The sequence below is a fragment of the Pedobacter sp. KH_004 genome, assembly GCF_057840755.1.
The window spans coordinates 279,394-301,841 of the sequence record NZ_CM174519.1; the positions used below are offsets into that span (position 1 = coordinate 279,394).

Below are 22,448 nucleotides of genomic sequence, written 5' to 3' on the forward strand. Positions count from 1 at the left end.
TTAGAAAGTAACGTTAAGTCCAAAATTATAAGTAGCAAATAATGGATACACATTTGTGTCGATCCCAGCATTTGTTGGCGATCCACCAACTTCAGGACTAAAGCCTTTGTAGCCAAAAATATTGATTGCGTTTTGTGCATTTAAGAAAACTCGTAGACGCTGCATCTTCATTTTATTACTGATCGCTTGCGGTAAAGTATATCCTAATTGGATGTTTCTCAATCTAATATAATCGCCTTTCTCTACGTAAAATGAATTTGGAGCATTATTTAAGCCACTTGCTAAACTTGCAGAAGAATATGAGTTTGATGTTCCCGGTCCAGTCCAACGATTAGTGATGAAATCTTTGGTATAGTTTTCATTACCAAAACGGTTACTTAAATTTGCATTAAATACATCTACATCAGCAACACCTTGTATATCAAGAGTCAAATCGAAATTCTTGTAAGCAAAGTTAGTATTCACACCATAAGTGAATTTTGGATTTGGATTACCCAAAACAACCCGGTCTTTTAAATCAATAATACCATCGCCATTGGTGTCTGCGTATTTGAAATCGCCTCTTTTAAATCCAGGCCATGCAGCAGCTTCAGCATCCGACTGAAAAACGCCTTCTACCTGATAACCAAAAAACTCCCCGATGGGGCGGTTATTTACGGTTCTGGTGGAAAGATATCCACTTGTAAGACCTTCACCACCTCTGTAAATAGGATTAGAGCCAGAGGTAACATTTAATACTTTATTGTTATTCATTCCCACGTTTCCACTGATTGAGTAACTAAAACCACCCTCGGTTTTATCTGCCCATGTTGCAGAGAATTCGAAACCTCTGTTCTGGATGTCAGCCTGATTAGCGATTAGTGAACTATTTTGTGTGCCGATACTTCCCAGAACGGGAATATCAAAAATGGCTTGTTCTGTTTTTCTGTTGTAATAATCTGCTTCAACTGTCAATCTATTATCTAAGAAGCCCATTTCCAAGCCTACATCTGTACCGGCACTTCTTTCCCATAATAAAAATGGAGGAACAATTGAACGAATACTAGCACCTGTATATGGTAAACCACCAAAGAATGCAATTAATCCTGCAGATTGATCGACTGTTTGGGTTGATGGATTAAATGGAACCCCAGCGTTACCAACTTTACCCCAACTTCCTCTTAACTTTAAATTACTGAAGATTTTTTGATCTTTCATGAAGTCCTCATTGGTGATCACCCAACCTGCACCAATAGAAGGAAAGTTACCCCATAAATTGTCAGAACCAAAAAACTGCGATGCACCGTCTCTACGAATAGAGGCATTCAATAAGTATCTATTTTTATAACTATAATTTATTCTGGCAAAATAAGAAGCAAAAGTAGAGATTTCGCCCTTATCTGTTATGTTTCTTGTCGCAGCATCACCTAAGGCCAAATATAAATCGCCTTCCGAAGTGTACGGTACATTTAATGCATCGGCATTAATTTCATACATTTTATTTCGTTGTGCTGTTTGTCCAACCAAAACGGTTACGTTATGATCAGTCCATTTTCTATCATAGGTTAAAGTGTTCTCAATAATCCAGTTTCTATTTTCAATACGATCAATATCTAATTTACTGTTTGTATTTTGTTGTGTATTGCTGGCTTTGTAAACAGGTACATAACCCCTAACTTCCTGCTGACCAAAATCTCCACCAAGACTTGTTCTGAATGTGAAGTTTTTTAAAAACTTTAATTCAGCAAATACGTTACCTGTAACTTTATATCTTGTAGTATTTTGGTTGAAGAAGTCTAAAGTAGCCTGAGGGTTCATATTGCTGCCATTACCTAAATTGAAAGCATTTGGATCGCCATAACTACCGTCAGCATTGAAAACTGGAACAACTGGTGAGGCAGCATACAAGGCTCTGAAAATTCCGGATGCGGGATCTTTTGATTTGCTTGAAGTTGCAGTTACGTTATATCCAATTTTTAATGGTTCGAAAACCTGGAAATCGTTTGATAACCTTGCTGTGTATCTTTTGTAATTATTGTTTTTTACAATACCGTCCTGATCTAAATAACCCAATGAGAGGTTGTATGTAGATTTTTCACTACCCCCGCTAATTGATAGCTGGTGATTGGTAATTAATGCATCTCTCAATGCTACGTCATACCAATTTGTACCTTCTCCCAAGTTGGTGTTAGCAAATAAAGGTTGTGCACTTTGAAGCGCATATGCCTCATTCACCGCAGTAGCATATTCACTTGCATTTGCCATTTCTACCTGGTTGGTTACTTTCTGGAAACCCACCGTTCCGTTGTAATTAATAACGGCATCACCTCTTTTGCCTTTATTGGTGGTTACTAAAACTACACCATTGGCTGCCCTGATACCATAGATAGATTGCGCTGATGCATCTTTTAAAATGCTAATATTTGCAATATCGGCAGGATTTAAGAAATTAATGTCGTCATACCAAACGCCGTCAACCACATATAAGGGAACAGTTTTACCATATATCGTTCCTGAACCTCTAATGGTAATCGTTGGTGAACCTCCCGGAGTACCTGTATTGGTAATAGAAACACCGGCAACTTTACCCTGAAGTGCGCCAACCGGGTTGGTGGAAATTTGCTTGGAGATATCTTCTCCCTTCACCGTAGCTACCGATCCGGTAACGTCGATTTTTCGTTGTGTACCGTAACCTACCACCACAACCTGCTCTAACTGTTGTGTTGAAGACGCTAAGGCTACGTTGATTGTAGTACGATTAGCAACCGCTAGCTCCTGCGCAGTATAACCTACGAAGTTAAAGACTAATGTTGCAGTTGATGGAACACTGATGGAGTAGTTACCATTTGCATCTGTTTGTGTACCGCCTTGAGCTCCCTTAATTAAAATAGTGACGCCTGGTAATGGAGTTTTATCGCCCCCATCTGTTACCACACCTTTTACAGTGATGTTTTGCGCAAACGCTACGTTAATTGCGAGTAAAAGAAAGACGGCCAGAACAGAAATTCTTGTAAAAATTCTTTTCATGCTTATTAAAAATTTAGTTTAATTGATAGGATAAATGTGGGGTTGTTTTTCTTTTTGTGCAAGCGCTTTTACCTCAACATTAATACATCATTTTTGCTAGAGAAGTTTTTTCAGAGAAAAACCAATTGGCATTTTGGGCCAAAAACTTAATTTTTAGGCTGTGTAACTAATTAATTACCCAAGTTAAGTGTCTAATTTACACTAAGGCTTTTGTAGGGGTAAAAAAATGGATATGAGAGGTAATGATGTAGTGTTTTTAATGTAATGAAGTTTAAAAATCTACACAATATCGTTTTTATGCAAACGTTCCCGACGTTGGTTCAGCTTTGTTTTCTTTTTTGGAGTTATAATTCCATCAAGAATTCGGTTAGGTTTTTATCGTGTGGTACTTCTAATTTTTTACGCAAGCGATAGCGGCGAATTTCCACACCTCTTAGGCTAATATTCAGCAATGACGACATCTCTTTACTGCTCATGTTCATTCTTAAGTACGCGCAAAGTTTTAAGTCATTCGGCACTAGGTCGGGATGTTGTGCTTTAAGCTTTTTGAAGAAACTCTCATGAGCTTCATTAAAGCTATTTTCGAATAAATGCCAGTCCCGCTCATCATTCATTCCATCGTTAATTACCTTTTGAATTTTTTTAGTCTGATCGTCTGAAAGCTTTTTGCCATTTTCGTCTTTCAACTTGGCAATTTCATCACTGAGTTTTTGAAGCAGCTCATTTTTATAAACCAAGGTCATAGCAGAGTTGGCAAGTTCCCTATTTTTGGAGGCTAGCTCTGCCTGTAGCTTTTCTGTTTGCAGCTTTATGATTTGCTTTTCGTTTACTTCAGCCTCTTGCTTGAGAATTTCATCCTGCTGAGCTTTTAATCTCTCACTAATTTTATGACTATCGCGTTTCAGCTTTGCTTCATACAGCTTTTTGCCCACGATTAATACCACCACAAATAAAATTAAGTATAAAACAATAGCGATGTTGCTCAGATACCAGGGCCGGAGTATGGTGAACTCGAAAGTGGTGATCTCACTGATCGAAGAATCATTGATTTTTGCCCGCACCTTGAATTTATACGTGCCGCTGCTCAGGTTGGTAAAATCTTTTTGGGTAGCTACACTCCAATCCGACCAGTCTTTGGAATATCCTTCTAAATAGTATTGAAATTTGAGCTTTGCCTGTCGGTAATAAGGTAGGGAAAAAGAGATTCTGATATTGTTCCTGTTGTTTGGTATCTCGGTTTTTTCATTTTGATTGCCCGTTTCGCTAATGGTGAAATACTTGTCGGTGATGTCTTCAATTCTTCTTATTAAAACCGCTGGTAGTTTCCTCTTACCAGGGGATTGACTAAGCATATTATTGTAAATGACAAAACCATCGTCAACACTGATCAGATAAATAGAATTTCCTATCTGGCTGATGTTTTCATAGTATTGAACCATCCTGCCATCTAAAAGGCTAAATTGATTGGAGTCAATTTCTATTTTCCCTGGTTCGGAAAAGTTTACCAATGAGGTTTTGCCATGATCGATAAACCAATACTTTTTGTTGCCCGCACTAATAATTTTGTTTGAAGTAGAAAATGAGCCGAGGCTTTTATTGAGTACATCATACAAAGTAAACTTATTACTCAATTGGTCGTAAGTGTAAAATCCTTTATCGGAGGAAAATACAATTCTATTCTCCAGATTGAAAATATTCACGTTATAGTTTCCTGGTAAGCCATTTTGTTCATCGAAATATTTTACGCTGGTTACTTTGCTAAAAGCGCTGTTTAGGGTGAGTTTGTATAAGCCTTTATAGGCATGCGCTACCCAAATATCGCCTTTGTTATCTTGTTCAATAAACCTCGAGGGTTCTGTAAAGCCTAAAACTTTACTGTCAAATTGCAGTCCCGAAGGGGTATTTTGATAAAGAGATAACCCGACATAAGTTCCCTGGATAAAATAGTTGGGGTTAGAATGAAGTTGTTTGATGGTCCAACCTCCACTTACCGAGGAAATCCAATTGATTTGATCGCCTAAAACTTTAAAAGTACCGCTATTGTGCCCACAAATTAATTCGTTGTTAACGATAGCGAGATCCCAAACCTGCCCTTGCGAACTCGGGATAAGGCGAAAATTGAAAGGGGTTAATTCGTTGTTTTTAGACCAATTGCTATAAAACAAGCCCTGGTTAGTTCCCAGATAAATTTTATCCTTAAAAATGATGCTGGAGTAAACGGTTCCGAACTGTCCGGTTTTATCGAAATAGAAATATAGTGGGGAGTTTAACTCAATGCGGTCGATCCCATTATCTAAACCCGTCCAAAGATTTTGCTCATTATCAGCAAAAATACTTAATACCGTATTGTTTTGTAATCCGCTGGTTTTATTGATGCGTTGCACTACCCGCCCATTCTCATCAATGATTATTAAACCATTTAAAATGGTACCGTAAGCATAATATTTACTTAAAAGCTTTACGCCATTATTCAGTTGATAAGTTTTAAGGTAATCATTTGCTGGCGTAATAAGAGGTGCAAAATCTTTGCCATCGAAAGTAAATAAACCGTTTTTACTGGTGCCGATAATGAAACCTCCATTTTTATAGGGTAATATAGATAACACACCTTGTTTACCTAATTTTTCACTATTTGGAATAAACTTCAATTGGTTTCCTGATAATTCAAATAAACCTTTATCAAGCACCTCAATGATGAATTTGTTATTTACCTGATGTAGAAAGAGAAAGGAAGATGGTGCTTTAATGATCTCAATTTTCCCGTTCTTATAAATGAATATCCTGGAGAAAGATTGAAAAATAACCCGATCTCTATCTACATATATTTTCCATATTTCATCACTTACTTTATTGTCTTTTGGTAGGAGCGGGGTGAGTGATTTATATTTTAACTTATTGTTGGAGTAAGCCCAGTATCCAAATTCTCCAAAAGCTCCGGTATATATTTTTCCACTATTATCAGCCGCTACCGAACGAACAATTTGTCGGTTTGGCATCTGGTACTTTTGCCAGTATTTGCCATCGAAAGTTAGCAAGCCCTCAGCATTTCCGAAGTACATAATGCCACTTTTATCCTTCGCAATGCTCCAATTTTGATTGCCTGATGCGTAAATCAATTTTGGATAATTTTCGATATACGGCACCCCAATGCTTTTGATCTCTGAAGCATAGCTGATTTGGGCAAACAGGGAAAGGAATAATAAAAGGCAAAAAAATCTATGCATATATAATGGATAATAGCACAATAATAGAAGAGTCGAGAACAAAGGTAAGGTTGGCTAAAAAAGACCTAAACCATTGACTCCCAACTCCCAGTTAGTTAACCCTAACATTAGTGCCTTAGCTTGTTACTGTAAATATCAAACAGCCAAGTTCAATACCATTGAAAGTGCCTTCAAAATATTGTTCAGGCTTGGAGTTTATCGCTAGTAGCCGAACTCTTAGTTGGTTGAAGCATGATAACATTGTCATTTTGCACTACCAGTTTTTGTTGACCAAACTATTGATATCGGAAGCAAAAATACTTTTTAATATGTGAAATAGAAAATTTATAAAGTGGAGAGCAGATATTGGAAATTAAACCCGTATATGTGAATTACCAAAGTGTCACTTAAGCGTTTCTTATTTTAGTAATTTACCACAAATTATTAGCCCACTCCTATTCTGAACTGCCAATGCTGTAGCCATATTAATTGTGCAGATTTTTGATTCGTTAAGGGGTTTTTGTATTTAGGTTGCGAAAAAAATCATCCCTATGATTAGTAATTGTGATTTTCTTGAGAAGAGACAAAATACTTCCTTTAGAAAAGGTTCATGCAAAGATCGCTGCTCTTTTGTTTGTGTTTATCAAATATTATATTTTGTGACCATATTTTTGCGGTACCAATTTCACATTCATTTTTAATATCAAAATAAAGCGTATTTTTGCGCCTAAATACTAAATTAATGAGGCTGGCGATAAATGGTTTCGGGAGGATTGGGAGAACATTTTTGCGTTTGGCATTGGCCGAGGGTTTCGATGTGGTGGCAATTAATGATTTGGCTGATGCTAAGACAATGGCACATTTATTCAAATATGATAGCGTGCACGGGGTTCACTCAAGTGAAGTTTTTGCCAAGCCAGATGCAATTGTTATCGATAAAAAAATGGTCCCTGTTTTCGCAATTAAAAATGCTAACGAACTGCCATGGTCGGCGTTAAGGGTAGACTTAGTAGTGGATTCTACCGGGAAAAACTTAAGCCTTGAGGCTGCTCAAAAACACCTCATTGCGGGCGCCAATCAGGTACTTATTTCTGCACCCGCTGCAGATGAAATACCGATGTTGGTTTTAGGGGTTAACGACGATAAAATCGATTTAACTAGTCCCATTCTTTCTAACGCAAGTTGTACCACAAATAACATCGCGCCAATGATTAAGATTTTAAATGATAATTGGGGTGTAGAAGAAGGATATATCACCACAATCCATTCCATGACAGGCGATCAGAACCTGCATGATTCCAACCATAAAGATTTACGAAGAGCAAGAGCAGCATCATCTTCTATCATCCCAACTACTACCGGGGCGGCAAAAGCTATTACCCATATTTTTCCAGAATTAGAGGGACGTTTAGGTGGCGCGGGTATCAGAGTGCCTGTTTTAAACGGTTCACTTACGGATTTTACTTGTCTCCTGAAGAATAAAACAACAATCGAAGAAATCAATCTAGCTTTTAAACGAGCTTCTGAAAATGAATTCAAAGGAATTTTGGAATACACTGAAGATCCAATTGTTTCAGTTGATATTATTGATAACCCGAACTCCTGTACTTTCGATTCTTTGCTCACTTCCATAGTAGGTGATATGGTTAAGGTGGTAGGCTGGTATGATAATGAGTACGGTTACAGTAGCAGGTTGATTGATGTGGTGAAGAAGATTAGATCTTTACGAGATTCTGCATAAGTTTTGAAATCCTTGGATGAAACTCTAGCATTACTTATCTCTAGATTTTTAAACGCTTTTTTACCACTATAGCAGTGTTTTAACATGAAACTAGATGCCATTATTTGGGTGGGTTGAAAAACACTGAATTTGCCTTAAAACAGGAAAAAATAATTCAAGCACTTTTTAAAAGTGCAGATTTTTGAAAAATGATCGTCATTTCTTTGATAATATTATATGTTCGAAATTGTTGTCTTCCTAGTCGCTGAAAAGAAAACTTTTAGCAAATGGCAGCTCCCAGATTTTGACTTCCTTATTGAGGGTTATATTCATATTTTTTAAAAGCTTCAAAGGCTTGCTTGAAACCGAAATCCTTACAAGGTTCACCGCTTGGACAAATGAGCTTGAAGGGCTGAATTTTAGACTTTAATGCTAAAATTTATCTGTCGGTGTTGATGCAGGATTCTTATTTTTGCGTTAATTTTGAATGCACTGTCAAATGCTTTATTAACTTTGCAAACGTTTGCGAGGCTTATTCAATATCATCTTGACATCTGATATCTGCTACTCGCAACTAATGAGCTATGGTTAAATTTATTCTTCCGGAAGAGGTTCTGCCCTTGAGAAGTTTGGTCTTAAGGAATGGAAAACCTTTGGCCGAATGTGTATTTGAAGGCGACAGGAATTACGATACCTTCCACCTCGGTTATGTAGAAAATGATGAAATCAGGTCAATTGCTAGCTTGATGCGGAACGATTACTTCCCCGAAGAAGGAGAGGGTTACCAGCTGAGGGGTATGGCTACTCATCCCGATTTTGGGTGTAGAGGATATGGTGCAGCATTAATTAATTTCGCGGTAGAATACATGAAAGAATATCAAACCATTTATTTATGGTGCAATGCTCGAAGCAGTGCTGTAACATTTTATAAAAAATTGGGTTTTATAAACGAGTCGCCAGAATTTGATATACCCGGAATTGGCTTCCATTACGAAATGAGACTAAAACTAAAATAAATATAAACATGAAAACGATTGACCAATTAGATTTCAAAGATAAAAAAGCACTAATCAGAGTAGATTTCAACGTCCCATTGGATGACGATTTTAAAATTACCGACGATAAAAGAATGCGTGCTGCTTTGCCTACTATTACTAAGATTTTAAACGATGGAGGATCGGTGGTGCTAATGTCGCACTTAGGCAGACCAAAAGATGGTCCAACCGATAAATATTCTTTAAAGCATATTCTTGGCGATTTGTCTCGCATGCTCGATCTTGAGGTTAAATTCGCCGATGATTGCATTGGAGAAAGTGGGGTTAATCAAGCGAAGAATCTCTTCCCAGGAGAGGTTTTATTATTAGAAAATTTACGTTTTTACAAAGAAGAAGAAAAAGGTGATGTCGCTTTTGCAGAGAAGCTTTCGAAATTGGGTAACGTATATGTAAATGATGCATTCGGGACTGCGCACAGAGCACATGCGTCAACCTCAATCATCGCGCAATTTTTTCCTGATGCAAAATACTTTGGTTATTTGATGGCTTCTGAAGTAAAAAACGCCGAGAAAATTTTAAATCATGCTGAACGTCCGTTCACAGCTATTATGGGCGGTGCCAAGGTTTCAGATAAAATTTTATTGATTGAAAAGTTATTGGATAAAGTCGATAACATCATTATTGGTGGTGGGATGGCTTACACCTTTGCTAAAGCGCAAGGAGGAGAGATTGGTACATCATTATTAGAAGCTGATAAACAAGAACTTTCTTTGGAGCTTGTAGAAAAAGCTAAAGCGAAAGGGGTCAATTTAATTCTTCCTGTTGATACCGTAATCGCTGACAAATTTGCCAATGATGCTGATAGGAAAGATGTAGATTCTGGTCAGATCCCAGCTGATTGGATGGGATTAGATATTGGTCCAAAATCTATAGCTATGTTTCAGGATGTAATCAAAAACTCTAAAACATTATTGTGGAATGGCCCAATGGGTGTTTTTGAAATGGAAAACTTTCAGGTAGGTACAAAAGCTGTTGCAGATTCGGTTGTGGCTGCAACGAAAAATAACGGTGCTTTCTCATTAATTGGTGGTGGCGATTCTGCTGCGGCAATTGCTAAGTTTGGCTTAGAAGACGAGGTGAGCTATGTGTCAACTGGCGGTGGCGCGTTGTTAGAGTATATGGAAGGTAAAGAGTTGCCAGGTGTTAAGGCGATAAACGAATAAATAATAAGTATTACCTTATGTGAAAGGTTCCCTCGATTTAACGGAAGGCACTAAAAAAGTAGATATAAAATGGTCTGCGAATAGAAAAGCGGATGAATAGCTCTCAAAAGTTGTTCATCCGCTTTCTTTTTTAAGGCATTTCATTTTTCTTATTTGATAACGAACTTTACCTTCGATATTGAGAATTGGGGAACATTGTTAGTTTTTCCACGGAAGATTTTTTGAATTAACATCCTTTTTTTTTAGAATTTGAGAATTCTTTTAAGATTAACCACGAATATCGTAAGCGCACCTTGCATTTTCATGCTTTCCAGGCCACAGGAGTTCGCTCTGCCATATCCATGAACATTTTTCAATTCACTATTTTTGGCCTCAATTTTATAGCTGTGTTTCGATTTCTATTTGAAGTATTTGCTCTGTTGAAATATTTCCTGTTCTTTATGCTCACCTGTTTTTATTGCGACCGAATACGTCCTGCTTTTGGCTTCCGGTTTGTAGCAGCCATGTCTTAGCGGGCATACTTTGCATTTTTCGATATTGAAATAATAGGTCATTAACTGATTGCTCTTATCTGCCTTTTTGCCCTGCACCTGTTTGTACATAGCCAGGTGCCCTGCAGGCCATACAAACATATCAGCGTCTTTATTATAATCGAACTTTTCTTCCTCTTTTCTGGTGCCATAGGTAATAGTAGGTTTCATCTTGGCAACTATCCTTACTTTATTGCCATTCACATCGCTGAGCTTGAGATTATTCTTCCCGGAATAGGCTGCATCACCTATGATGGTAACTACCTCCATTCCATTGGCCTGGGCCTCGCTCAACAGCTTTGGCAGTTCAGGACCAGCTCCCTTTTCTGCTGAAGTAACAACAGCAGCTGTTATAATGCGCTCCTCTGTCATTGCTAAATGAGTGTTGTAGCCAAAAAAACTGCTATCGGCTGTTTTGTGACCGATCCTCGCATCCACATCTTTGGATATTGCATAATTCTCCTGGTTATCTTCAACTGTTTCCTTCAATAGGTTCAGTTTCTTCCTTACTGCTGGGATTTCGCTTAATGCTTCATCAGACTCGATAAGTTTTTGTAGTTTACTGCAGTGTTCTAATATATAAAACTAAAATCTATAAGCTCATTAATCTTGCGCAGTAAGTTCTCTTTGGGGATAATCAGCGCATAAAGCCTGAAAAATTCACTAAACTGGATTTTTTGTTCTGAAGAAGTATCTCAAATCTTTTTTCCAAAGGACTTTTTCAGTGCCTTCATTCTCTCGAAGGAGCCTTTTATTCGCTCACTGAAACCCTGTTTTTGCTAATCCAACTGCCAGCTTTACTCAGTATCAAAATTTATATCTCCAGGTGTGCATAGTTTAGTTCTTGAAATTAATGTGATCGAAACACAAATTCAATAAACTAAACTGTTTGACATGAAAACGAAATTAAATTTTAAGTTATTAGCCATACTGATGGTAGTGGCATTTTTTACATTTTTAGGTTGCAAAAAAGAGATTGCCCAACAAGGATTAAAAGGTGAGCCTGGCATAGCAGGGCCTGCAGGCAGTACGGTATTAAGTGGAAATGGTGGGCCAGATGCCACATTAGGTAAGCTAGGTGATTTTTATCTAGATCTAGCCGCAGGTAACTTTTATGGACCAAAAAAGGTTGAGGGATGGGGAACGCCGTTTTCGATGAAAGGGGCCGCTGGGCTACCTGGGGCTACCGGGGCGACTGGAGCAACAGGAGCCGCTGGCGCAAATGGTACTAACGGCACTAATGGAGCGAACGGTGTGCCAGGAAGTAAAATCTTAAATGGAACAGTTACTCCAGCTGCTGATTTGGGTGCAGTGGGGGACTATTACCTTGATAAGGTAAGCTATAATTTATATGGGCCGAAAACAGGAACAGGCTGGGGTGTTGCGCTTTCACTAAAAGGAACAGCTAATGTAATTTACTCTGGCTGGAATTATGCCAAAAACTTTAGAGATACTACAATTGATGCTTCATTGCTTCGAATCGGCGATCTTATGGCGCCGGCATTAACCACCTCAATTTTGAACTCTGGTTCGATACAGGTTTATTTGGATTTCGGTGGAGGTGTTTATCCTTTGCCATATACTTCCTATGCCGGCTCAAAACTCAGTACTATCAACTATATGCCAAGATTGGGTAGGTTTACATTTACCCGCTTCACTGCAGATAACACTAGATCAGTTGCGCTATCTACATTACTTCAATATCGCTATGTCATTATTCCTGGCGGTACTGCAACAGCAGTTGCCAAAGAAAATAAGCTTGATATGAAAGACTATCAGGCGGTAGCCAGATTTTACGGTATCGGCAACTAGATTACAAAAAAGGTTCGCTCTCATTTTCGCCCTGATTACATCCGTAGTCAGGGCTTCTTATTTTGTAAGGGATAAAAATTATCAGCCAATATTCAGTCAAGCTGGTTGGTCATTAGAAAATCTTAACGGGATTATAAATTCAATTATCAATTCTCGTGTGCTTTTTTTGTAACTTCAACCCCTCATGAACTGGATTGATGTGTTATTTCTCCCACCGAATCATATTTTTTAAATTTCTTTCACTTCAGTGTTGCTAGCTTGTAATAGCCTAATTATCAGTTTTTAAGGTTTTTATTTATTAGACTAATGTTTGATTTAGTCTCATTTGTCAGGTTAAATGTAACAAAAAGGATGTGGAAAACTTTTTTGTGGTAAAAAGTGGTAAAAAGTGGTAGAACTATTTACTTTTACACTAGATAAAAAGTGTAGATACCACTATGACCCAACTTTTAGGAGAATTCGATTGTAAACTTGACGCAAAGGGACGCCTTATGGTACCCGCTGCGCTTAAGAAACAATTGCCTAATTCGGAGAATGAGGGTTTAATCATCAACCGTGGTTTTGAAAAAAATCTTGTTATCTATCCAAAAGCTGTTTGGGATGCTGTTGTTGCTGATCTTGCCAAGCTAAATATTTACGACGAAGAGAACAGGAGATTTGTAAGGGCCTTTACTCGTGGCGCAACAGAGCTTTCGCTTGATGCTGCCGGACGTGTTTTGTTGCCGAAATCTTTGGTGGAATATGCTGGCATTGGTAGTGATTTGGTTTTAGCATGTCAGCTGGATCGAATTGAGGTTTGGGATAAAAAATCTTACGAAGATATTTTTGACGATGTGCCGGCCAACTTTGCAAGTTTAGCTCAAAAAGTAATGGGCGATAAGAAAGGAGGTGTTGATGGTGAATAATTACCATGTTCCTGTAATGTTGCAGCCTTGTATTGATGGGTTAAATATTAAGCCAGATGGTGTTTATGTGGATGTTACTTTCGGTGGCGGCGGCCATTCGAAGGAAATTTTAAAACATCTTGGTCCGAAAGGAATTTTAATCGCTTTCGATCAGGATCCGGATGCGCAGGCAAATATCGTAGCTGATGATCGATTCATTTTCGTTGACCAGAACTTTGGTTTCCTGAAAAATAATCTTCGTTTAAAGGGTTTTCGTCAGGTAGATGGTATTCTGGCTGATCTTGGTGTTTCTTCACATCAGTTTGACGTGCCGGAGCGTGGTTTTTCCATCCGTTCTAACGCCGATTTGGATATGCGTATGGATCAACACCGCGATCTTAGGGCTGCACAGGTATTAAACACTTATTCTGAAGAAAAGCTTCATAAAATATTTGGGATCTACGGGGAGGTTAAAAACGCCAGATCATTGGCTCGAGCTATTGTTACTGCCCGCCTTGAGAAGCCTTTTACCGATATCGATAGTTTAAAATCAGCCATTTCAGAATATATCCCGAAAGGTAAAGAAAATAAATATTTAGCACAGGTTTTTCAGGCGCTGCGTATAGAGGTAAATGCTGAAATACAGGTTTTGGAAGATTTTCTTCTGCAAGCTTCTGAGGTGTTGACGACAGGAGGTCGCCTGGTTGTGATGTCTTATCATTCGTTGGAAGATAGGCCGGTAAAAAACTTCATGGCCAAAGGTAAATTTCAAGGTGAGGTAGAGAAAGACTTTTTTGGTAACCAGCAAAAGCCATTCAATGTAATTACCCGTAAGGCAATTGTGGCTACGGAAGAAGAGATTGCGCAAAATAATAGGGCTCGAAGTGCGAAACTTAGAATAGCTGAAAAAATATGAATAGGTTCAGAGAGGAGATAGAGGAAGAGGAAATAGGGCCTGAGCCGGAATTAAAAGCGGCGCCTAAAAGACCGAAAACAGCAGAAGAGAAAATGGATAGTAATTCATTTATCAGTAAGCTTTTTAATGACGGACTGATATCAAAAGAGGCGGCCACTGATGCTTTACCTTATTTGTGTTTTCTGGCATTTTTAGGAATGATATACATCGCCAACAGCCATTTTGCGGTAAACAATGTGCGTAGTATTGACAAATTAAATAAGGAAGTGAAAGAATTGAGATGGGAGTATAAATCTTTGAAAGCGGAGCTGATGTTTAAAAGCAAATTAACAGAAGTAGCGAAGAAGGTAGATACCCTTGGTATAAAGGAACTAATTGAACCACCAAAAAAAATAATTGTTAAAAGCGATGAATATTAGAGCAAACATCTTGCTTCGTGTATATCTGGCATTTGGCTTAATTGTGCTTTTTGCTTTTGCAGTATTTCTGCGTCTGGGTCAGGTGCAGTTTGTGCAAGGTAAAAAATGGAAGGCCATGGCCGATAGTCTTTCTACTCGTTATGTAAACGTAGAGGCTACTCGTGGCAATATTTATTCAAACGATGGTAGTTTGTTGGCAACATCTGTACCCGAATATGAACTTCGTATGGATATGTTCGCAGGTGGAATTGCCGACGATAAGGTTTTTAATGAGAAGGTTGATTCATTAGGGATGAAACTGGCGCAAATTTTTCAGGATAAATCTGCAAAAGATTACGCCCGTTATTTGCGAAAAGGTCGCCAGGATAGTGCCCGTTATTTGCTGATTCACCGCAAAGTAGGTTATTCAGATTTAAAAACCATCAGAACTTTTCCCTTGTACAATATCGGGAAATTTAGTGGAGGTTTAATAGCTGTTCAGCAAAATAAAAGAATTCTGCCTTTTCAGGCTTTGGCTGCCCGTACCATCGGCTATAAAAATGAGAACGTTGCCAATGGAGTGGGATTAGAAGGTGCTTACAAAGAGTATATCAACGGAGAAACTGGTAAAAGATTAATGCAGCGTATTGCCGGCGGAGTTTACATTCCAGTAAACGAGGAGGCAGAGGTTGCGCCTAAAGATGGAGCAGATATCATTTCTACCATCGATGTAAATATGCAGGATTTGGCTCAAAGCGCTTTGGAGAAACAACTCATCAAATTCGATGCTGATCACGGCGTAGTGATTGTAATGGAAGTAGCAACGGGTGAGGTTAGGGCAGTTGCCAACTTTTCAAAAGTCGAAGAAGGCGTTTATAAAGAGAAATTTAATTACGCAATTGCCGGAAATCAGGATCCGGGTTCAACTTTTAAGTTGGCATCATACATGGCGCTGCTTGAAGATGAATTGATCGATACGAACATGATGGTGGGTACCGGAAATTACAAGATTCCTGGTCACATGATCAAAGATTCGCATGGAAGTATTGGTGTAGTAACTGTTAAAAAAGCTTTCGAACAGTCATCAAACGCGGCTATCGCTTATTTAATCAATAGTAAATATGGCGCAGATCCTAAAAAGTTTACAGATCATTTATATGATTGGCATTTAAACGAAAAATTACAGTTGCAAATTCCTGGTGAAGCAAGGCCAACGATTAAAAATCCATCCAACAAAAGCTGGGGTAAAATGACTTTGCCGCAAATGGCTTATGGTTACGAAATGGAACTAACGCCTTTAAAAATGCTTTCGTTTTACAATGCAGTAGCTAATAATGGAAAGTATATCGCTCCGATTTTCGTAAAAGAGATCAGGCGCCTGGGCAATCCAATTGAACAGTTTAAAGCCAGGGTAATTAACGAAAAAATTTGTTCTGACGTTACGTTAAGCAAAGTGAAAAAGATGCTCGAAGGTGTGGTAACTGATGGAAGTGGTAAACAATACGTTCATAACCCACTTTACAAAATTGCTGGAAAAACCGGTACTGCTCAGGTTGCCGATGCAAATAAAGGTTACAAAGCTAAAAAGCAGTATCAAGCTTCTTTTGTAGGTTATTTTCCTGCCGATAAACCTAAATATTCTATGATCGTGGTAATCAATGATCCTCGAGGTGGTTATTATGGTGCATTGGTTTCAGGGCCAGTTTTTAGAGAGGTTGCTGATCGTATTTACGCTAGCGACATGCAAATGTACAACGATGTACCTACGCGTTTGGTAGGCAATACAGGCAATCCACCAACAAAAGCCGGACAAAGCAAAGCCACTCAAAAAGTATTCAAAGCATTTGGTTTTAAACCGCTTTTTGCATCAAAATCTGAATATTATAACATCGTTGATACCAGCGCAGGAGAAGTTTTTCAAGAGAATACGGAACGTAAAGGCATAATGCCAAATGTTTCGGGAATGGGCTTAAAAGATGCGCTTTATCTTTTGGGAAATGCAGGTTTAAAAACGAAAGTGATTGGATCTGGAAAGGTAATCGCTCAATCCATCACCGCCGGTACAAGGGTTGGCAAAGGTTTGGGCGTACAAATAGAATTGAATTAAAAAAAAACAATGAATGATTGAGAGTATGATTGAATGCTAGAATGTTGCGATCGCTGTTAACATTCACTTATTCAAAATTCACTCACTCAAAATTTAAAAGTATGCAATTACAGGATTTAATTTACGGTATTACGATTAAAGAATTGGTTGGCAAAACCGATAGGGAAATCAACAGCCTAAATTTTGATTCTCGTAAAGTTGGAAAAGATGATGTTTTCTTCGCTGTAGTTGGAACGCTTGCTGATGGTCACCAGTTTATTGACCAAACCATTGCTCAAGGTGCTGCTGTTATTATTTGCGAAAGTTTGCCGGAAGTGCATGACTTTACGGTCACCTATATTAAGGTAGAAAATACTGCTGTTGCATTAGGTATTGTGGCAGGTAATTATTTTGGAAATCCATCCGCCGATTTGAAATTAATTGGCATTACGGGCACCAATGGTAAAACAACCATTGCCACTATTTTATTTAAGCTTTTTAAAGATTTAGGATATAAAACCGGCCTTTTATCAACAGTTGAAAATTATATTAACAATACCGTTGTTGCCGCAACGCATACTACGCCAAATCCAATTGCTTTGAATCAGTTATTGCGTGATATGGTAAATGCTGGTTGCGATTATTGCTTTATGGAAGTAAGCTCGCACGCGGTAACCCAACATCGTATTGAAGGATTAACGTTTTCGGGTGGTGTTTTTTCAAATATCACTCACGATCACTTAGATTTTCATAAAACCTTCGACAGTTATTTAAAAGCCAAGAAGGCATTTTTTGATGTTTTACCAAAATCGGCTTTTGCATTAACCAACATTGATGATAAAAATGGAATGGTGATGTTGCAAAATACACAGGCTAATAAGAAAACCTATGCGCTTAAGCAACTTGCTGATTTCAAAGCGAAAATCATCGAGAATCAATTCAACGGACTTCATTTAGATATCGATAATGAGGAGGTGTTTTTTAAGTTAGTCGGTACTTTCAATGCTTATAATCTACTTGCAGTTTACGGAACAGCGATTCTTCTGGAGCAAGATAAATTGAAAGTTTTGACTTTGCTAAGTCGCTTAACAGGGGCTGAAGGGCGTTTCGACTACATTACTTCGCCAAATAAAATCATCGGCATTGTAGATTATGCACACACACCTGATGCCGTTCAAAATGTCTTAAGCACCATTGCTAATATTCGTAAAGGGACGGAGCAAGTTATTACTGTTATTGGCTGCGGTGGCGATCGGGATAAAGCCAAGCGGCCAATTATGGCACAAGTTGCCTGCGATTGGAGTGATAAGGTGATTCTAACTTCCGATAATCCAAGAACGGAAGATGCGCAAGCAATCATCAGCGATATGGAAGCTGGCGTTTCACCAACTAACAAGCGTAAAACATTATCTATTTTAGATAGAAAAGAAGCGATAAAAACTGCTTGCCACTTAGCACAGAGCGGAGACATTATACTAGTAGCCGGTAAAGGCCATGAAAAATACCAGGAAATTAATGGTGTAAGGAACCATTTTGATGATAAAGAGATTTTACTTGAACAACTTAACCCTAATAGCTAATGTTATATTTATTATTCGAATACCTGCATAAGCATTACGACATTCCTGGATTAAGGTTGTTTCAGTATATCACGTTTCGTGCCTCCATTTCTATCATTTTATCCTTGATCATCACCACTGTGTATGGCCGTAGGTTGATTGATTTTTTACACAAGAAACAAGTTGGCGAAACGGTTAGGAACTTAGGTTTAGAAGGTCAAATGCAAAAACAAGGTACGCCGACAATGGGTGGTATCATCATTTTGCTGGGTATTTTAATTCCAACCCTGTTATTCGCCAATATCACAAATGTGTATGTGATTTTAATGATTATCACCACGGTTTGGATGGGTGCTGTTGGTTTCCTGGACGACTATATCAAAGTTTTTAAAAAAAATAAAGAAGGTTTAGCGGGTCGTTTTAAGGTCGTTGGACAAGTAGGTTTAGGTTTAATTGTGGGTTGTACCATGTATTTCCATCCCAATATTGTAGTTCGTGAAACTGTTCAGGATGATGTTAAACCAACCTCGACTGTGCCGATGGTTCTTCGCCAGAAAGGCGAAGCTTTCTCCTACACGCAGGATGTAAAATCGACTAAAACGAACATGCCTTTTTACAAGAATAATGAGTTCGATTACGCAAAGGTATTTAAGTTTTTAGGTGGCGATTATCAGAAATATGCTTTTCTGGTGTTCATCATTTTTACTGTTTTTATTATCACTGCAGTAAGTAATGGCGCTAACATAACGGATGGTATCGACGGTTTAGCTACGGGTACATCTGCAGTAATTGGGATTACTTTAGGTATTCTGGCTTATGTATCAGGTAATACCGTAATGGCCGATTATCTGAATATTATGTATATCCCCAACTCTGGAGAACTGCTGATTTTTGCAGGCGCCTTTGTGGGTTCCTGTGTCGGTTTCCTTTGGTACAACTCTTATCCGGCTCAAATTTTTATGGGCGATACAGGGAGTTTGGCCATCGGTGGTATTATCGCTTCTTTCGCTGTAATGATTCGTAAGGAGTTGATTATTCCGATTCTTTGCGGAATATTTTTAGTGGAGCTGGTTTCGGTAATTATGCAGGTATCTTATTTCAAATACACCAAAAAACGATTTGGAGAAGGGCGGAGAATTTTTCTGATGTCCCCGTTACATCACCACTATCAAAAGAAAGGTTATCACGAAGCGAAGATTGTCACCAGATTTTGGATTATCGGAATTATGCTTGCCATTATCACCATCGTAACATTGAAATTGAGATAGGGTGGAAGTTAAAAATTGAGGGTTAAAAGTCGAACGTTAAAAGTTAATGCAAAACGCGAACTGAATAAATAAATAAAATTTCAACTGTATAGTCTTTAGCACTCTAAATACTATCTACCAAGTACCTAATACTAATTAAATAATGAGCACAAATCAAAATAACACAATAAGCAATCCTCAGTCAGCAATGGCAGGGCAAGCCCGCGTGGTTATTTTGGGTGCTGGAGAAAGTGGAGTTGGTGCTGCTAAGCTTGCTCAATTAAAAGGCTTTGATGTTTTTGTATCTGATTTTGGTGTTATTACTGATAAATATAAATCGGCATTAGAAAAGCTAAACATCCCTTTCGAATCTGAAAAACATACTGAAGAGCTGATTCTAAATGCTACCGAAGTAATAAAGAGTCCTGGTATTCCGGCTACGGCGCCAATTATTAAAAAATTGGTTGCTAAAAATATTTCAGTGATTTCGGAAATTGAATTTGCTAGCCGCTATACAGATGCAAAAATGATCTGCATTACGGGTTCTAACGGTAAATCGACAACCAGTCTGCTTACTTACCACATCCTAAAGAATGCCGCGTTAAATGTGGGTTTGGCAGGCAATATCGGTCATAGTTTTGCCGCTCAGGTAGCCACAGAAAATTTCGACTATTACGTTTTGGAGATCTCCAGCTTTATGCTTGATGATATGTTTCATTTCAAAGCCGATATCGCTGTGCTCTTGAACATCACTCCCGATCATTTAGATCGATATGACTATAAATTGGAGAATTACGCTGCGTCGAAAATGCGCATCATCCAAAATCAAACTGCTAACGATGTTCTTATTTACTGTGAAGATGACGAAGAAAGCAAAAAAGCGTTAGCAAACAACCAGCCACTGGCTAAAACATATCCTTTTTCAATCAGAAACACATTAGAAAAAGGCGCTTACTTACACGAGCAAATCATACATATCCTTACTGAACCAAATAACCAATTCACCATGTCTATTTCAGATTTAGCCTTACAAGGCAAGCACAACATTTACAACTCTATGGCTTCGGGCATTGTAGCGAAGGTTTTAGAGTTACGAAATGCGACCATTCGTGAAAGTATGGGCAATTTCAAAAATATTGAGCATAGGCTGGAGCATGTGGCAAAAATTTCGGGAATTGATTTCATCAACGACAGTAAAGCTACAAATGTAAACTCTACCTGGTATGCTTTGGAAAGCATGACAACCGATGTAGTGTTAATTATGGGTGGCGTGGATAAAGGTAACGATTACAATATGCTTAAAGACTTGGTGAAGAGCAAAGTAAAGGCAATTGTATGTTTAGGTAAGGATAATAAACGTATCCACGATGCTTTCGAGGATGATGTTGAGGTAATTGTGAATACTTTTTCGGCTGATGAAGCAGCACAGATTGCTTTTCATTTGGCTAAACGTGGTGATGCGGTATTGTTATCGCCAGCTTGTGCCAGTTTCGATTTGTTCAAAAATTATGAAGACCGCGGTAATCAATTCAAAGCGGCAGTAAAAGAATTATAAAAGGAGGCTTAATTATATGTTTCAAGCACTACTTAACAAAACTAAAGGCGATAGATGGATCTGGTTGATCATCATCCTGCTTTCGCTTATTTCTGTAATGGCCGTTTTCAGTGCAACAGGAACTTTAGCCTATAAAAAAGGTGAGGCGGTAGAAAAGCTGCTTCTAACCAAGCACTTAATTTTTGTTTTAATGGGGATTGGGATGATATACATTGCCCACTTGTTAGATTACCGCTATTATGCCGGTATTTCGAAAATTTTGATGATAGTAACCATTCCGCTTTTGGTTTATACCTTAATATTCGGAACAAATTTGAACGATGCATCGCGTTGGGTTAAAATTCCGGTAATTGGACTTACGTTCCAAACCTCCGATTTAGCAAAGCTGGCATTAATTACCTTTTTGGCCAGAATGTTGACCAAGAAACAAGAAAACATCAAAAACGTTAAAGAGTCGTTTGTGCCAATTATGGGCTCTGTTTGTGTGGTTTTCGTTTTAATTGCATTAGCCAATTTGTCTACGGCCTTAATGTTGTTTGGTGTAAGTATTTTGCTCTTAATCATCGGGCGTATTAGTATTAAACAGATTGCAATTGTTTGCGCTGGTGGATTTGTATTGTTGTTGTTTGTGTTTTTTCTCGGGCCTAGAAGAAAGACTTATATGTCGCGTATCAATTCATTCATCCACCCCGAGATGCAACATTCAGATAAAACTTTTCAGGCAGATCAGGCAAAAATTGCTTTAGCTACTGGAGGGGTTTTTGGTAAAGGGCCAGGTAATAGTACGCAACGGAATTTCCTACCACACCCGTATTCCGATTTTATTTTCGCCATTATTATTGAAGAATGGGGGACACTGGGAGGAATTATAATCATGGTACTGTACCTGGTACTTTTATACCGATGTATAAAAATCGTGACCAAGGCCCCCAAGGCATTTGGGGCTTTACTGGCAGCTGGATTGAGTTTTAGCTTAACCATTCAGGCTTTTGCAAACATGGCGGTGGCGGTGGGTTTAGGTCCGGTAACAGGAGTGCCTTTGCCATTGGTGAGCATGGGCGGAACTTCGATGATTTTTACCAGCGTAGCCTTCGGAATTATATTAAGTGTAAGCAGAGACGTTGAGGAAAACGCAGGTGCCATAGCAAAAGAAGATAAAGAGAAAGTAAAGAATAAAGTGATTGTAGGAGAGATACCGGCGTTTGGGTAGCTATTTATCGTCATTGCGAGGAAGCATGACGAGGCAATCTTTTAAATATATAGCAAATGAGATTACTTCGTGCCTCGCAAAGACGAGCATAAAGAATGTCAATA

At 38.4% G+C, this 22,448-nt stretch carries 14 protein-coding genes and 1 pseudogene; 12 read left to right on the forward strand and 3 right to left on the reverse strand.

The features are described 5' to 3' along the window. Both AC3ITD_RS01225 and AC3ITD_RS01230 read right to left on the reverse strand, forming a co-directional pair. On the reverse strand, window positions 1-3,006 hold the full coding sequence (locus AC3ITD_RS01225) for a SusC/RagA family TonB-linked outer membrane protein (protein WP_489363345.1): 3,006 nt from the start codon (window positions 3,004-3,006) through the stop codon (window positions 1-3). 344 nt (window positions 3,007-3,350) lie between these two features. Next, complete coding sequence (locus AC3ITD_RS01230; RefSeq protein ID WP_489363347.1) at window positions 3,351-6,230, reverse strand: triple tyrosine motif-containing protein; 2,880 nt, start codon at window positions 6,228-6,230, stop codon at window positions 3,351-3,353. Between the two features lie 721 nt (window positions 6,231-6,951). Between AC3ITD_RS01230 and gap the strand changes: the two genes are divergently transcribed. The 3 genes from gap to AC3ITD_RS01245 all read left to right on the forward strand — a co-directional run bounded on the left by gap (window position 6,952) and on the right by AC3ITD_RS01245 (window position 10,147). Continuing rightward, on the forward strand, window positions 6,952-7,950 hold the full coding sequence (gene gap / locus AC3ITD_RS01235; RefSeq protein ID WP_489363349.1) for a type I glyceraldehyde-3-phosphate dehydrogenase: 999 nt from the start codon (window positions 6,952-6,954) through the stop codon (window positions 7,948-7,950). 563 nt (window positions 7,951-8,513) lie between these two features. Next, window positions 8,514-8,945 (forward strand): GNAT family N-acetyltransferase, encoded by a 432-nt coding sequence (locus tag AC3ITD_RS01240; protein WP_265798207.1) that lies wholly within the window; start codon window positions 8,514-8,516, stop codon window positions 8,943-8,945. Window positions 8,946-8,953: 8 nt separating this feature from the next. Further along, window positions 8,954-10,147, forward strand: coding sequence for a phosphoglycerate kinase (locus tag AC3ITD_RS01245; RefSeq protein WP_322975018.1), 1,194 nt, complete (start codon window positions 8,954-8,956; stop codon window positions 10,145-10,147). A 242-nt stretch (window positions 10,148-10,389) separates the two neighbouring features. On the opposite strand, the pseudogene AC3ITD_RS01250 reads toward AC3ITD_RS01245, so the two are convergent. After that, window positions 10,390-11,253 (reverse strand): annotated as a pseudogene (locus AC3ITD_RS01250) (transposase); the annotation flags it as partial. A 318-nt stretch (window positions 11,254-11,571) separates the two neighbouring features. Here AC3ITD_RS01250 and AC3ITD_RS01255 point away from each other — a divergent pair. The 9 genes from AC3ITD_RS01255 to AC3ITD_RS01295 all read left to right on the forward strand — a co-directional run bounded on the left by AC3ITD_RS01255 (window position 11,572) and on the right by AC3ITD_RS01295 (window position 22,344). Next, entirely contained in the window at window positions 11,572-12,489 is a 918-nt protein-coding gene (locus AC3ITD_RS01255) for a hypothetical protein (protein ID WP_265798208.1), read from the forward strand. Window positions 12,490-12,926: 437 nt separating this feature from the next. Then, window positions 12,927-13,394, forward strand: coding sequence for a division/cell wall cluster transcriptional repressor MraZ (mraZ, locus tag AC3ITD_RS01260; RefSeq protein WP_265798209.1), 468 nt, complete (start codon window positions 12,927-12,929; stop codon window positions 13,392-13,394). Next, window positions 13,384-14,289, forward strand: a complete 906-nt coding sequence (gene rsmH, locus AC3ITD_RS01265) for a 16S rRNA (cytosine(1402)-N(4))-methyltransferase RsmH (protein ID WP_265798210.1) — start codon at window positions 13,384-13,386, stop codon at window positions 14,287-14,289. The genes mraZ and rsmH overlap by 11 nt, the downstream gene beginning before the upstream one ends. Further along, window positions 14,286-14,708 (forward strand): FtsL-like putative cell division protein, encoded by a 423-nt coding sequence (locus AC3ITD_RS01270; protein ID WP_265798211.1) that lies wholly within the window; start codon window positions 14,286-14,288, stop codon window positions 14,706-14,708. Before rsmH ends, AC3ITD_RS01270 begins: the two co-directional genes overlap by 4 nt. Beyond that, window positions 14,698-16,794 (forward strand): penicillin-binding protein, encoded by a 2,097-nt coding sequence (locus AC3ITD_RS01275; protein WP_265798212.1) that lies wholly within the window; start codon window positions 14,698-14,700, stop codon window positions 16,792-16,794. Before AC3ITD_RS01270 ends, AC3ITD_RS01275 begins: the two co-directional genes overlap by 11 nt. A gap of 101 nt (window positions 16,795-16,895) precedes the next feature. Continuing rightward, window positions 16,896-18,353, forward strand: coding sequence for a UDP-N-acetylmuramoyl-L-alanyl-D-glutamate--2,6-diaminopimelate ligase (locus AC3ITD_RS01280; protein ID WP_489363355.1), 1,458 nt, complete (start codon window positions 16,896-16,898; stop codon window positions 18,351-18,353). Further along, window positions 18,353-19,600 carry a phospho-N-acetylmuramoyl-pentapeptide-transferase gene (mraY, locus tag AC3ITD_RS01285; protein WP_489363357.1) on the forward strand — a complete coding sequence of 416 codons (1,248 nt, stop codon included), beginning with the start codon at window positions 18,353-18,355 and terminating at the stop codon, window positions 19,598-19,600. Before AC3ITD_RS01280 ends, mraY begins: the two co-directional genes overlap by 1 nt. A gap of 142 nt (window positions 19,601-19,742) precedes the next feature. Then, entirely contained in the window at window positions 19,743-21,134 is a 1,392-nt protein-coding gene (murD, locus tag AC3ITD_RS01290) for a UDP-N-acetylmuramoyl-L-alanine--D-glutamate ligase (RefSeq protein ID WP_489363359.1), read from the forward strand. A gap of 16 nt (window positions 21,135-21,150) precedes the next feature. Continuing rightward, window positions 21,151-22,344 carry an FtsW/RodA/SpoVE family cell cycle protein gene (locus tag AC3ITD_RS01295; RefSeq protein WP_489363361.1) on the forward strand — a complete coding sequence of 398 codons (1,194 nt, stop codon included), beginning with the start codon at window positions 21,151-21,153 and terminating at the stop codon, window positions 22,342-22,344. The last annotated feature ends 104 nt before the right edge of the window (window positions 22,345-22,448 follow it).